The sequence below is a fragment of the Microbacterium sp. SORGH_AS_0505 genome, assembly GCF_030818715.1.
Classification (GTDB): Bacteria; Actinomycetota; Actinomycetes; order Actinomycetales; family Microbacteriaceae; genus Microbacterium.
The window spans coordinates 2089242-2101734 of record NZ_JAUTAT010000001.1; the positions used below are offsets into that span (position 1 = coordinate 2089242).

The window sequence follows — 12493 nt, forward strand, 5'->3', positions numbered from 1 at the left end:
TCGCGTGCTCAACGTCGGCATCGACATCGGTGGGACCAAGATCGCCGGCGGCATCGTCGACCCGGACGGCATCATCGTCGACCGCCGCCGCGTTCCCACCCCCGCCGACCCCGGCGCGCTGGCCGATGCCGTGGCCGGAATGGTCGACGAACTCGTCTCTGGTCGCGTGGTCCACGCCGTCGGCGTCGCCGCAGCCGGGTTCATCGATGCCAGCCGCGCCGTCATCCTCCACGCCCCCAACATCGACTGGACCGACGAGCCGCTGCGCGACGAGCTCGAGAGGCGCATCGGGCGTCCGGTGACGCTCGAGAACGACGCCAACGCCGCCGGGTGGGGCGAATTCCGCTTCGGCGCCGGGCGCGAGGTCAGCGACATGGTCATGATCACCCTGGGAACCGGGGTGGGTGGCGCCGCGATCATCGACGGCGACCTTCTCGTGGGAGGCAACGGTATCGGCGCCGAGCTTGGCCACATCCGTTTCGAACGGGGTGGGCGCCCCTGCGGATGCGGGCAGAACGGGTGCCTCGAACAGTACGCGTCCGGCCGTGCGCTTCAGCGAGAGGCCGCCGATATCGCCGCGTCCGGTTCGCGGGGCGCGGCTCTGGCGGCAGCGCGCACCGCCGAGGGGATCGTGCCGGCCGCCGCGATGGAAGCGCTGATCGCCGCCGGCGACGCGGGCGCCCTCGAGGCCGTCGACCGCGTCGCGACGGCGCTGGGGGAGGCCTGCGGTGGATTTCAAGCGGTGCTCGACCCGGAGCTGTTCGTGATCGGCGGCGGCGTCGCCGACCTCGGCGAGCACCTGCTGCACCCCGTGCGCGAGGCCTACGCCACCGCGCTGCCCGGTTACGGCGAGAGGCCCATCGCCTCGTTCGCCATCGCGACCCTCGGCAACGATGCCGGCCTCATCGGCGTCGCCGACCTCGCGGGCGGCCGGGTCTGACATGATCTACTGGGTCCTGAAATACCTGATCATCGGACCGATCGTGAAGGCGATCTTCCGACCGTGGATCGTGGGACGCAGCAACATTCCGGCATCCGGTGCGGCCATCATCGCGAGCAACCATCTGTCCGTGAGCGACTCCATCTTCCTGCCGCTCATGATCGACAGGTCCATGTCCTTCCTCGCCAAGAGCGACTACTTCACGGGCAAGGGTCTGAAGGGGTGGGCGACCCGGGTGTTCATGCAGGGGACGGGACAGATCCCCATCGACCGCACCGGCGGCAAGGCCTCCGAGGCCTCCCTCAACACCGGCCTGCAGGTGCTCGGCCGCGGCGACATCCTCGGGATCTACCCCGAGGGGACCCGCAGTCCCGACGGCAAGCTCTACCGGGGTCGTACGGGTCTCGCGCGCATGGCCCTGACCGCGCGGGTGCCCGTCATCCCCGTCGTCATGATCGGCACCGACGAGGTCATGCCGATCGGGCGTTCCATCCCTCGGGTGGGCCGCGTGGGCATGGTGATCGGGGAGCCGCTCGACTTCAGTCGGTTCTACGGCATGGAGTCCGATCGTTTCGTGCTGCGATCGGTGACCGACGAGATCATGGTCGCGCTGCAGCGCATGGGGGAGCAGGAGTACGACGACGTCTACGCGTCCACGGTCAAGGACCGCCGCCCCGCCGCGGCCTGAGCCGCCGTCACACGACCGACAGGCCCCTCCCTCGTCGGTAGAATGAACGGATGCCCACTCCTCTCGACCACTGGCGCTCGCTCCCGATCAAGCAGCAGCCGTTGTGGCCCGACGCGGATGCGGTCGCGGCCGTCTCCGCCGAGATCGCGACCCTCCCGCCGCTCGTCTTCGCCGGCGAGGTCGACAACCTCCGTGCGCGCCTCGCGAAGGCCGCATCCGGTCAGGCCTTCCTCCTGCAGGGCGGCGACTGCGCCGAGACGTTCGCGGGCGCCACGGCACAGCAGATCCGCGACCGGATCAAGACGGTCCTGCAGATGGCGGTCGTCCTGACCTACGGCGCGTCGATGCCGGTCGTGAAGATGGGCCGCATGGCGGGTCAGTTCGCCAAGCCGCGCTCGAGCGACACCGAGACGCGGGGCGAGGTGACGCTCCCGGCCTACCGCGGAGACATCGTCAACGGGTACGACTTCACCGAGGCGTCGCGCACCGCGGACCCGCAGCGGCTGCTCAAGGGCTACCACACGGCCGCCTCGACGTTGAACCTCGTCCGCGCGTTCACGCAGGGCGGCTTCGCGGATCTCCGCGAGGTGCACAGCTGGAACCAGGGCTTCGCCAAGAACCCGGCCAACCAGCGCTACGAGCGCCTGGCCGGCGAGATCGACCGCGCCATCAAGTTCATGGAGGCCGCGGGAGCGAACTTCGACGAGCTCCGCGGCGTCGAGTTCTACACCGGCCACGAGGGTCTGCTCATGGACTACGAGCACCCCATGACCCGCATCGACTCGCGCACCGGCACTCCCTACAACACGTCGGCGCACTTCCTCTGGGTCGGGGAGCGCACGCGCGACCTCGACGGCGCCCACGTCGACTACTTCTCGAAGATCCGCAACCCCATCGGGGTGAAGCTCGGACCCTCGACCACCCCCGAGACGGCTCTCGCGCTGATCGACAAGCTGGACCCCGAGCGCGAGCCCGGGCGTCTCACGTTCATCACACGGATGGGCGCAGGCAAGATCCGCGACGCCCTCCCGCCGCTCCTGCAGGCAGTGAAGGATGCCGGTGCGACACCGCTCTGGGTCACGGACCCGATGCACGGAAACGGCATCACGACGCCCACCGGCTACAAGACGCGTCGCTTCGACGACGTCGTCGATGAGGTCCGGGGCTTCTTCGAGGCTCACCGCGCCGTCGGAACCTTCCCCGGCGGCATCCACGTGGAACTCACCGGCGACGACGTCACCGAGTGCCTGGGCGGCTCGGAGATGATCGACGAGGCGACACTGGCGACGAGGTACGAGTCGCTGTGCGACCCGCGACTGAACCACATGCAGTCGCTGGAACTGGCATTCCTCGTCGCCGAGGAGCTCGGCAAGCGCTGACGCACGGAGCGAGGGCCCGGCGGTGATGACCGTCGGGCCCTCGTCGTCCTCGGAGACGGATGCCGGGTCTCAGCCGAACGGCTGGAACTGCGGCGTCAGGCTGATCGTCGCGCCCGGACGCTGCAGGGTCCCGCCCTCGGGGGTCATGGAGCGGACGCGGTAGACATCCCAGTAGCGGCCACCGAGCGGGATCTCGGCGTCGTCGATGTTCGGATTGACCTCGAACCCGGCGGACTGCAGGCCGCTCGACGGCCGTGCGCACCGTCTCGCCGACGACGTTCGGAACCTCCACGGGCTTCGGCCCGTCCGAGACGACGATCGTGATGGTTTCGCCCTGCTGCCACGATCCGCCGCCGGGGCGATCCTCCACGCGGATGACGAGGTCGTCGGCCACTGAGCTGCTGTATTCGCGCTTCTCGTCGACCTTCATCTCAACGTCCGTGAGGGCCGCGGACGCCTCGTCGGCGCTCTTCCCGACGACGTCGGGGAGCGGCCCGAGAGAGACACGGAGCTCAGCTCGGGATCCCTCGAGGACGGAACAGCCCTCCGTGCATTCGACGGCGTCCGCCGCGCCGGTCTGCGTGACGTAGACGCGCACGACCCGTCCCGAGGCGAAAGACGTGAAGTACTCCTTGACTGCCGCGACGTCGATGTTCTTCTCCTGCAGCAGTGACTCGACGTCGGTGCGCGTCTTGTCCTGCAGCGCCGGCAGCTCCGCGGTCGCCGGCCCTGAGGAGATCCTCACCGTCACGGTGGCGTCGCGGTCGAGGAAGGTCCCGGGGTCGGGGTCGGTGTCGACCGCCTGCCCGGCGGGCACGGTGAGGCTGTGCACCTCGCTGCGCTCCGCGACGAGCGCGTTGTCGGCGAGGAGGTCCCGAGCGTCCTCGAAGCTCATCCCTTCGACAGTGGGTACGGAGACGAGTGATCCGGGCCCTGACCCGAACCACCATCCGAGGCCGCCGGCGGCAGCGGCGAGGAGGAGGACGACGGCGAGGAGCCAGCTCCCCTTGACCGTGTTGCGGTGGGAACGGCGGCGCAGTCGGGTGGCGTTGTCTACCTCGGTGGTGACACTGGGGGCGGTGAACGTCCCCGGCATGACACGGGTGACCTCGTCCGAATCGAGCGAATCGTCGACGACCACGGTCGAGCCGGCCGGCGTCGACCGCACGACCTGAGGGAAGACCCCGAGCTGCTTCTCGATCTCGCGCAGGCGCTCGAGCATCTCGCGCGCATCGGTGGGGCGGTCCTCGGGTGAGCGTTCCGTGGCCCAGAGGACCAGCTCGTCGAGCTGTTCGGGCACCGCGGGGTTCTTGACGCTCGGTCGCGGGACGGAGTGCGTCGCATGCTGATAGGCGATCTGCATCGGCTGCTCGCCCTTGTAGGGCTGTTCGCCCGTGAGCATCTCGTAGAGCATGATGCCGAGCGCGTAGATGTCGCTGCGCGCGTCGGCCGTGCCGCGCGTGACGAGCTCGGGAGCGAGGTAGGCGATGGTGCCGAGGAGCATCTGCCCGGTGGCGGTGTTCGCGCTCGTGGCGCGTGCCAGACCGAAATCGCCGATCTTGATCCGGCCGTCTTCGGCGAGGAGGACGTTCTCCGGCTTCACGTCCCGGTGAACGATGCCCGCGCGGTGCGCGGCGGACAGACCCGACAGGATCGCGTCCATGATGGTGATCGTCTGCGGGAGCGTGAGCCGCTTCTGTTCGCGCAGCAGTTCGCGGAGCGTGATGCCGGGCAGGTACTCCATGACGAGATACGCCATCTCGCCGTCCTGACCCTGGTCGAAGACGTTGACGACGTGCGGATCCGCCAGGCGTGCAGCGGACCTGGCCTCCTGGATGAACCGGTTCTGGAAGACGGTGTCGTCCGAGAGATGACCGTGCATGACCTTCAGCGCCACGCGGCGTTCGAGACGCAGATCGGTGGCGACGTAGACCGTGGCCATCCCGCCTCGGGCGATGCGGCCGCGAACGCGGTACCGGCCGTCGACCAGGTGGCCGATCAGCGGGTCGGTCTGCGGGGTGGCGGTCACGTCAGAAGTCTACGGAGCAGACCCTGCGAGCCCGGGTAGCGGCGCACCTTCCGCCGCGGGGAGACGTGATCACCCGTACAGGTCGAGCCAGCGGTAGGCCTCGTCCTTCCAGGGCCCGTAGCGTTCCGGGTACGCCGAGATCTGCACGGCCTGGGCTGCGTCCCCGAAGGCCATGTCCTCCCACCCGTCGATGTCGAGGAGGCCGCGCGTGCGGTCGCCGTTCGGATCGGATGCGCCGCCGAAGAACGCGGCCGCCGACCGACGGGGGTCGCGGATCTGCTTCTCGTTTCCCCAGCCGGCACTCGGGCGCTGCTGGAAGAGGCCGACCGAGTCCCGGTCGCCGCCGTCCAGGTTGCGGATCCAGGATTCGACCATCGCCGTCGCAAGCGCGATGGCGATTCCGTCCCGTGAGACGCCCCGGTCCCGTCCGACCTCGATGATGGTCCGGACGTTCGCGATCTGCTCGCCATCCAGTTCGGTCTGCCCAGGACGCGATTGCGTGGAGGCGGCCCGAGGCGCTGCCGCGGCGGGGATGCGGAGCTTCTGCCCGGGGTAGATGATGGATGCCTCATCGAGCCCGTTCGCGTCGAGGAGTCGTGCGAGGGAGGTGCCGCTGTCCGCGGCGATCGCCCAGAGTGTCTCGCCGGCGGATACCTCGTGCACCGGCCCCGCCGCGACTCGGGGAGACGGCGCCGGTGCCGCGGCGCGATGCGCGGCGAGTTCCGTGACCGTGAGCTTCTGGCCCGGGTGGATGATCGACGACGCGCCGAGCTCGTTGGCGCGGACCAGAGAGGCGACGCTCATCCCGTGGCGCTGTGCGATGGACCAGAGCGTGTCGCCGGGACGAACTGTATAGGCGGATGCCGTACCCCGGGCGGGCCGAGAGGGCTCGGCATCCGTCTTCTCCGTCTTCGGGCCGAGGCGGAGGACGTCGCCCGGGTGGATGAGCGAACGCCATCCGAGGTCGTTCCATGCCAGGACGTCCGCCGTGCGGACACCGTTCGCCGCCGCGATCGCGCTGATGGTCTCCCCGCGGGCGACGACATGTGTCCGCACAGCAGCGCGCGCGGCGGGTGTCCCGACGATCGTGGCGGGGCTCGCGGCTGGGATGGGCGTCGCGTGCGCCTTCGCCGACAGCGGTCGGGGCGCCGAGCGCTCGTGATCGTCGGCCGTGGCCGCGTCGACGGGGAGGAGGGATAGTGAGAGGGCGATCGACCCGATCACAGCGGGAGCGCCTCGGTGGAACAGAGAGGGGGGCATGACGTCGTTCCGGTGCACAGGTGTTCCTTCGTTCGGTCCCAGATCGTCGATCCCCCTCGAAACCGTGACACGCCGATGTGACTGCTGTCAATCAGTGTGGTGTATGTGACGGGTGTGACCAGATGGGAGTGCGGCGATCGGGCGGGGCGGATGCGATAGTGGGGGAGTGAGTTCTGCGACGCCCGTGTCCACCGATTGGCTGAGTCTTCCCGAACTGGTCGACCTGACCGGAGAGCCGCTCGGGCGCGTGCGGCGGATGCTCGACGAGCAACAGCTCGTCGCCTCCCGCCGCTTCGGCGCGCCGCGGGTTCCCTCCGTCTTCCTGGTGGACGGGGCGCCGATCTCCTCCCTCCGGGGGACCATCATCGTGCTGCACGATGCGGGGTTCTCCGATGACGAGACCATCGACTGGCTCCTCGCGCCCGAGGATTCGATCGGCTTCGCGCCGATCGACGCCCTGCGTCAGGGACGCAAGAGCGAGGTCCGACGGGTCGCGCAGACGCTCGCCTGACCGAGGGGATGCCTGCTCGTCAGGCGGCGCGTACCGTCGCCGCCCGAGCGAGGTCGCGCAGATCACCGACGGCGCCGTGACCGAGCCGCGCGCCGCGGAGCGCTCTGTCGGCCTCGGCCGCCCAATCCGTGATCAGGCTTTCCACGCGGGCGAGCGCTCCGGTGTCGACGATCGTCTGCTGCAGGTGCGCCACCTGCTCAGGGGTGAGATCCCGCTCGCCGACGAGTTCATCGAAGATGCGGAGGGCGCCGGCAGGCAGGGAGGCGCGCGCGTACGCGATGAGGAGGGTGCGCTTGCCTTCACGGAGATCGTCGCCGACGGGTTTGCCGGTGACCGCGCTGTCTCCGAACACCCCGAGGACGTCGTCGCGCAGCTGGAAGGCGAGTCCGATGGGGTGACCGAACGCCGCCAGAGCCCGGTACTGCTCGTCGTCCGCGTCGGCGAGGGTGGCGCCGAGCTGGAGCGGGTGCTGGACGCTGTACCGGGCGGACTTCAACGACGCGACGCGCAGAGCGCGGTCGGGGTGGGTGTCGACGGGTGCCACGACATAAGCGGATTCCTCCGCGACGTCGAGGAACTGCCCGATCGTCACCTCGCGGCGCATCCGTGCGAACTCTGTGCGCGCACGGTGGGCCCGTGGGTTCTCGACGTTCGCGAGCCCCTCTTCGAGCAGGTCGTCGCTCCACGCCACGAGGAGGTCGCCCAAGAGGATCGCCGCAGATCGACCGAACTCCTCGGCGTCACCCGCCCAGGCGTTCGCGCGGTGCTCTGCTTCCCACGCGCGATGGGACGCAGGGCGCCCTCGCCGGGTGTCGGACCTGTCGATGACGTCGTCGTGCACGAGCGCCGCGGCGTGGAAGATCTCCAGTGCTGCGGAGGCGGTGATCGCCGCGTCCGGTACGCTCGACGTCCCGCCGCCAGCCGTCGCCACCGCTCGGAAGCCCGCGAGGCAGAAGCGGGCTCGGAACGCCTTGCCGCCGGTCGCCGCGGATGCGCCGGATTCCACGAAGGCGCGCGCTTCGTCGCCGAATTCGGATGCGGCTTCGCGCTGCGCCTCGAGGAACCTCTCGACTCGCTGAGAAACGGCGACGATCGGGTCGAGAGAGGAAGACACAGGCCTAGCCTAGTGATCGCGCGGACGCGTACACTTGACGGACCGACCCGAGGGGGATGCATGCCACTGTCAGAACAGGAGCAGCGTCTGCTGGACGAGATGGAACGCCATCTCATGCGCAACGACGCCGATGTTGTCAGCGCGGACCGTGGAGCGGCGCCGCTCAGCTACCGCAACATCGTCTACGGGTCCGTCATCGTGCTCTTGGGTATCGCCGGCCTCGTCGTCGGCGTGGCCACATCGCTGATCGTGATCGGCGTGATCGCCTTCGTCGTCATGGTCGTCGGCGTCGTCCTGGCCTTCACCCCGGCCAAGGGTGCGGCAGCCGCACGGAACGCGACCGGTACGCGTAAGCCGCGTGCCGCGAAGGCAGCGGCATCCGCCTCCTTCATGGATCGCATGAACGACCGCTGGGATCGCCGCAACGACGATCGCTGATCCGGCGCCCTCCACCGCGCTCCACTTCTGAAGCACCGACCCTCGGGTCGGTGCTTTTTTGTGTCCGCGCGGGCTATCACCCGCCTTGCCGTCGTCCGGTGGTGCGGCAGGGATGCGGCGTGCGTCGAAACTGTCGCGGAGTGGAGGAAAGTGGAGTAAAGTGGCGTCATCCTGGAGCAGGCCGGACGAAGGGGGTGACCGAGCGATGTTGTTGGGCACCCACACCCCCAAGCTGGACGACAAAGGACGGGTCATCCTTCCCGCCAAGTTCCGCGACGATCTCGGTCCCGGTGTCGTCATCACCCGTGGCCAGGAACGCTGCCTCTACGTGTTCAGCTCGGCGGAGTTCGAGCGGGTCTACGAGCGCATCCGCGAGGCGCCGCTGACCAACAAGCAGGCGCGCGACTTCCAGCGCATGTTCCTCTCGGGCGCCAGCGCCGAGGAGCCCGACTCCCAGAACCGCATCACCATTCCGCCTCACCTCCGCACCTACGCGGGGCTGGAGCGCGAGCTCATCGTCACGGGTGTCGGCGCACACGCCGAGATCTGGAACGCGGACGCGTGGAACGCCTACGCCGACAGCAATGAGGACACGTACTCGGACATGGAGCAGGAGGTGATCCCGGGACTCTTCTGATCCTCGACTGCGACTCCCAGCCGCACGCCCTGACGCACTTCCCCGGCGCCAGGTCGGAGCGGATGGGGATCGGGGTCGAGGGCCTCACGGAACCGAAGGAATCATGGCCCACGACGAGATCCACACCCCCGTCCTGCTCGACCGTTGCATCGAGCTGTTGGCGCCTGCGCTGCAGCACGACGGCGCGGTCGTCGTCGACGCGACGCTCGGGATGGGCGGACACTCCGAGGCGCTTCTCGAACGCTTCCCCCAGGTGCGTCTGATCGGCCTCGACCGCGACACGGACGCGCTGCGCATCGCGGGGGAGCGGCTCGCCCGCTTCGGCGACCGCGTGGACCTCGTGCACACCGTCTACGACGGCATCGCCGACGCCGTCTCGAGCGTGGGCGTCCGCCGGGCCGACGGCATCCTCTTCGATCTCGGTGTCTCGTCGCTGCAGCTCGACGAAGCGGACCGCGGCTTCGCCTACTCGAAGGACGCGCCCCTCGACATGCGGATGGATCAGTCCGCGGGGACGACGGCGGCCGACATCGTCGCGACGTACGGAGAGGGCGATCTGCGTCGCATCTTCGAACGCTACGGCGAGGAGAAGCTCGCCGGTCGTTACGCGCGGGCGATCATCGCCGCCCGTCAGGACGCCCCCATCGAGCGGTCCGCGCAGCTCGTCGACATCTTGGTCGCCGCGACGCCGATCGCCGTTCAGCGTGAGCGCAGCGGGCACCCCGCCAAGCGCGTCTTCCAGGCGCTGCGAATCGAGGTCAACGGCGAGCTGACGGTCCTCGAGCGCGCCCTGCCCGCGGCGCTCGGCATCCTGCCCGTCTCGGGCCGGATCGTCGTCATGTCGTACCAGTCGCTGGAAGACCGACTCGTAAAGCGCGTGCTCGCCGAAGCGACCAGGTCGACCGCTCCCGCCGGGCTCCCGATCGAACCGCCCGAGCATGCCCCCCGTTTCCGGCTCCTCACCAAGGGTGCAGAGCTGGCGTCCGACGAAGAGAAGATCCGTAACCCCCGTGCCACCCCGGTGCGGCTGCGTGCGGCCGAGAGAGTGAGGGAGGCGTCATGAGCGCTTCGGCACTGGCCACCACCGCCATCGACACCGCGCCCGATGAGGAGCTCCTCGGCTCGGCAGCACCTGCGCTTCGGCCCGTCGGTCGCGTCGGGTGGGGCGTCGCGCCCCAGCCCCGGCGTCGCCCCCGGCGGGCGTTCGGAGTCATCGCCGTCGCGGGCGCCCTCGCGATCGCCGGAGTGCAGATGGGGCTGTCGATCGTCACGACGCAGGATGCCTTCGAAGTGAAGAACCTCACGGCGCAGCAGCGGGACGCGAACTACCAGAAGAACATCCTCGAGGACGAGGTCGCGGGTCTCAGCTCGCCTCAGTTCCTCGCAGCCAATGCGGCGGCGCTCGGCCTGGTCGCGGGCGGTGAGCCCAGCTACATCCGTCTGAGCGACGGCACGACCCTCGGCCCCAAGACGGGTGCCTCCGACGCGTCGTCGATCGAGGCGCTGTCGCGGGCGGCGGTGTCGAACGCTCTCGTGGCGGGTGTCCCGCTCGTCACCGATCCTGAGGCGAGCCTCGACACGGGGGTCTCCATCGACACGAAGCTGCTGGCCGATACGCCGACACCCCCGTCCATCACCGACGGACTGCCGACCCCCGCCACACACTGAGAACATGACGACTCGAGCAACCCGCAGTCCGCGCCGTCGCACCGTCGTCGCCCTCGCCGTCGTCCTGGTCGTCCTGGTCGCTTTCGTCGCCCGCCTCATCGACATCCAGGTCGTCAACGCGAGCCAGCACGTCGAAGACGCCTTCAGCAAGGGCATGCAGACCACGACGACCCTCGAGGGTGCGCGGGGCACCATCGTCGACGCGAACGGCAGCCCGTTGGCCACGAGCATGCTGCGGTACAACGTCGTCGTCGACCCGAAGCTCGCTGAGGGCGGCATGTCCCTCCGCGACGACAATGGCGCGATCGTGAAGGACGACGCCGGCGACACCGTCATGGTCACGTGGCCGGAGATCGCCGCAGAGATCGCCGAGGTGACCGACCAGAGCTCGGACGAGGTCCGGACCATGGTCGACGACGCTTACGCGAAGAACCCCGAGAGCCGATATCAGGTGATCAAACGGCTCGTGTCGACGGCGGAGTTCCGCGAGCTCGACGATCTCGGCATCCCTTTCCTCTCGTTCGAGCCGGTCGCCTCGCGGTCGTACCCCGACGGCGCGGTGGCGGGAAACATCATCGGCTTCGTCGGCTCGGACGGGGAGCCCCTCGAAGGGGTCGAGAAGCTGCAGGACTCGTGCCTCGAACCCACGAGCGGGAGCATCAAGTACCAGCGCGGCGCGAACGGCGTGACGATCCCCGGTACGGCGGTCGAGGAGCCTGCCGCGGACGGCGGCACCCTCAAGCTGACGATCGACTCCGATCTGCAGTGGTACATGCAGCAGCTGATCGCGGAGGAGACCGACCGCTACCAGGCCAACTGGGGCGGAATCCTCGTGATGGAGACCGCCACGGGCAAGATCCGAGCGATCGCGGAGACGGACTCCGTCGACCCCAACGACCCGGGCGCCAGCAAGTCCGAGGACCGGGGCTCACGCCTCCTGCGGACCTCGTTCGAGCCCGGCTCGACCTTCAAGCCCGTCACGGCGGCGACGGCGATCGAACAGGCGGGCGTCACGCCGGAGACGACGGTCACCGTCCCTGATCGCATGGTGTTCTCCAACGGAGCCGTCGTGAACGACTCCGAGAACCACGCGACGCAGAACCTCACCCTCAACGGTGGCCTCGTGACCTCGTCGAACGTGGCGATGTCGCAGTTCGGCGCGATGGTGGATCCGCAGACCCGGTACGACTACCTCAAGAAGTTCGGTGCCGGCGAAACCGACGGTCTGGGCTGGTCGGGAGAGCCCGAACGGATCCTCCGACCCGCCGACACGTGGGACAACCAGACGAAGTACGCGACGACCTTCGGTCAGGCCTTCACCGTGACGGCCGTCCAGGTCGCGAATGCGTACCAGACCTTCGCCAACGGCGGTGTCCGGATGCCGGCATCCCTCGTCGAATCGTGCACGAAGGCGAACGGCGAGGTCGTCACACCGAAGCTCGCGAAGCCCGAACGCGTCATCACAGAGGAGACGGCGAAGGAGGTCTCGCTCATGCTCGAGAACGTGTTCGCACAGGGCACGCTCGCCGAGGACGTCGAACTCCCCGGGTACCGGATGGGCGGCAAGACGGGCACCGCGCAGATCCCCGACGGTCACGGCGGATACAAGAAGAACCTGTACTTCACCTCACTGGTCGGCTTCGCTCCGGCCGATGATCCGAAGTATGTTGTCCTGACGGTCTTCGACGAGCCCAAGAAGCAGCGCATGTCGTCGGCCAACCGTTCGGTGTTCAAGAAGGCGATGGCGCAGGTGCTCACGCACTACCGCATCATGCCGTCGGGTTCGGAGACCCCCCTCCTTCCCGTCACCGGCTGAACCCGAGCGCACG

11 protein-coding genes and 1 pseudogene are annotated in these 12493 nt (G+C 68.9%); 9 read left to right on the forward strand and 3 right to left on the reverse strand.

Features of this window, described 5'->3' with window-relative positions:
- The first annotated feature begins 4 nt into the window (after nucleotides 1-4).
- Genes QE428_RS10275 through QE428_RS10285 form a run of 3 tightly spaced genes read left to right on the forward strand, consistent with a single transcriptional unit; the run spans nucleotide 5 to nucleotide 3007 of the window.
- The gene (locus QE428_RS10275) at nucleotides 5-940 is read left to right on the forward strand and encodes an ROK family protein (RefSeq protein WP_307468774.1); all 936 of its coding nucleotides are present in this window, start codon (nucleotides 5-7) and stop codon (nucleotides 938-940) included.
- Nucleotide 941: 1 nt separating this feature from the next.
- A complete protein-coding gene (locus QE428_RS10280) occupies nucleotides 942-1628 on the forward strand; it encodes a 1-acyl-sn-glycerol-3-phosphate acyltransferase (RefSeq protein ID WP_091359473.1) in 687 nt (228 codons plus the stop codon).
- A 50-nt stretch (nucleotides 1629-1678) separates the two neighbouring features.
- Nucleotides 1679-3007 carry a class II 3-deoxy-7-phosphoheptulonate synthase gene (locus QE428_RS10285; RefSeq protein ID WP_091352699.1) on the forward strand — a complete coding sequence of 443 codons (1329 nt, stop codon included), beginning with the start codon at nucleotides 1679-1681 and terminating at the stop codon, nucleotides 3005-3007.
- A gap of 69 nt (nucleotides 3008-3076) precedes the next feature.
- Here the strand turns inward: QE428_RS10285 and pknB are convergent.
- Nucleotides 3077-5036: pseudogene (gene pknB / locus QE428_RS10290) on the reverse strand (Stk1 family PASTA domain-containing Ser/Thr kinase).
- 69 nt (nucleotides 5037-5105) lie between these two features.
- Complete coding sequence (locus QE428_RS10295) at nucleotides 5106-6296, reverse strand: LysM peptidoglycan-binding domain-containing protein (protein WP_307468777.1); 1191 nt, start codon at nucleotides 6294-6296, stop codon at nucleotides 5106-5108.
- A gap of 184 nt (nucleotides 6297-6480) precedes the next feature.
- On the opposite strand from QE428_RS10295, the gene QE428_RS10300 reads away from it, so the two are divergent.
- A complete protein-coding gene (locus QE428_RS10300) occupies nucleotides 6481-6807 on the forward strand; it encodes an Rv2175c family DNA-binding protein (protein WP_307470721.1) in 327 nt (108 codons plus the stop codon).
- A 19-nt stretch (nucleotides 6808-6826) separates the two neighbouring features.
- On the opposite strand, the gene QE428_RS10305 is transcribed toward QE428_RS10300, so the two are convergent.
- A complete protein-coding gene (locus QE428_RS10305; protein WP_307468780.1) occupies nucleotides 6827-7921 on the reverse strand; it encodes a polyprenyl synthetase family protein in 1095 nt (364 codons plus the stop codon).
- Nucleotides 7922-7981: 60 nt separating this feature from the next.
- On the opposite strand from QE428_RS10305, the gene QE428_RS10310 reads away from it, so the two are divergent.
- The 5 genes from QE428_RS10310 (at nucleotide 7982) to QE428_RS10330 (ending at nucleotide 12480) form a co-directional block, all read left to right on the forward strand.
- Nucleotides 7982-8359 carry a DUF3040 domain-containing protein gene (locus QE428_RS10310; RefSeq protein ID WP_307468783.1) on the forward strand — a complete coding sequence of 126 codons (378 nt, stop codon included), beginning with the start codon at nucleotides 7982-7984 and terminating at the stop codon, nucleotides 8357-8359.
- A gap of 205 nt (nucleotides 8360-8564) precedes the next feature.
- A complete protein-coding gene (mraZ, locus tag QE428_RS10315; protein WP_307468785.1) occupies nucleotides 8565-8996 on the forward strand; it encodes a division/cell wall cluster transcriptional repressor MraZ in 432 nt (143 codons plus the stop codon).
- 103 nt (nucleotides 8997-9099) lie between these two features.
- Entirely contained in the window at nucleotides 9100-10059 is a 960-nt protein-coding gene (gene rsmH / locus QE428_RS10320) for a 16S rRNA (cytosine(1402)-N(4))-methyltransferase RsmH (RefSeq protein WP_133399430.1), read from the forward strand.
- Nucleotides 10056-10664, forward strand: a complete 609-nt coding sequence (locus QE428_RS10325; RefSeq protein WP_091352724.1) for a hypothetical protein — start codon at nucleotides 10056-10058, stop codon at nucleotides 10662-10664. Before rsmH ends, QE428_RS10325 begins: the two co-directional genes overlap by 4 nt.
- A 4-nt stretch (nucleotides 10665-10668) precedes the next feature.
- A complete protein-coding gene (locus QE428_RS10330) occupies nucleotides 10669-12480 on the forward strand; it encodes a penicillin-binding protein 2 (RefSeq protein ID WP_307468791.1) in 1812 nt (603 codons plus the stop codon).
- The last annotated feature ends 13 nt before the right edge of the window (nucleotides 12481-12493 follow it).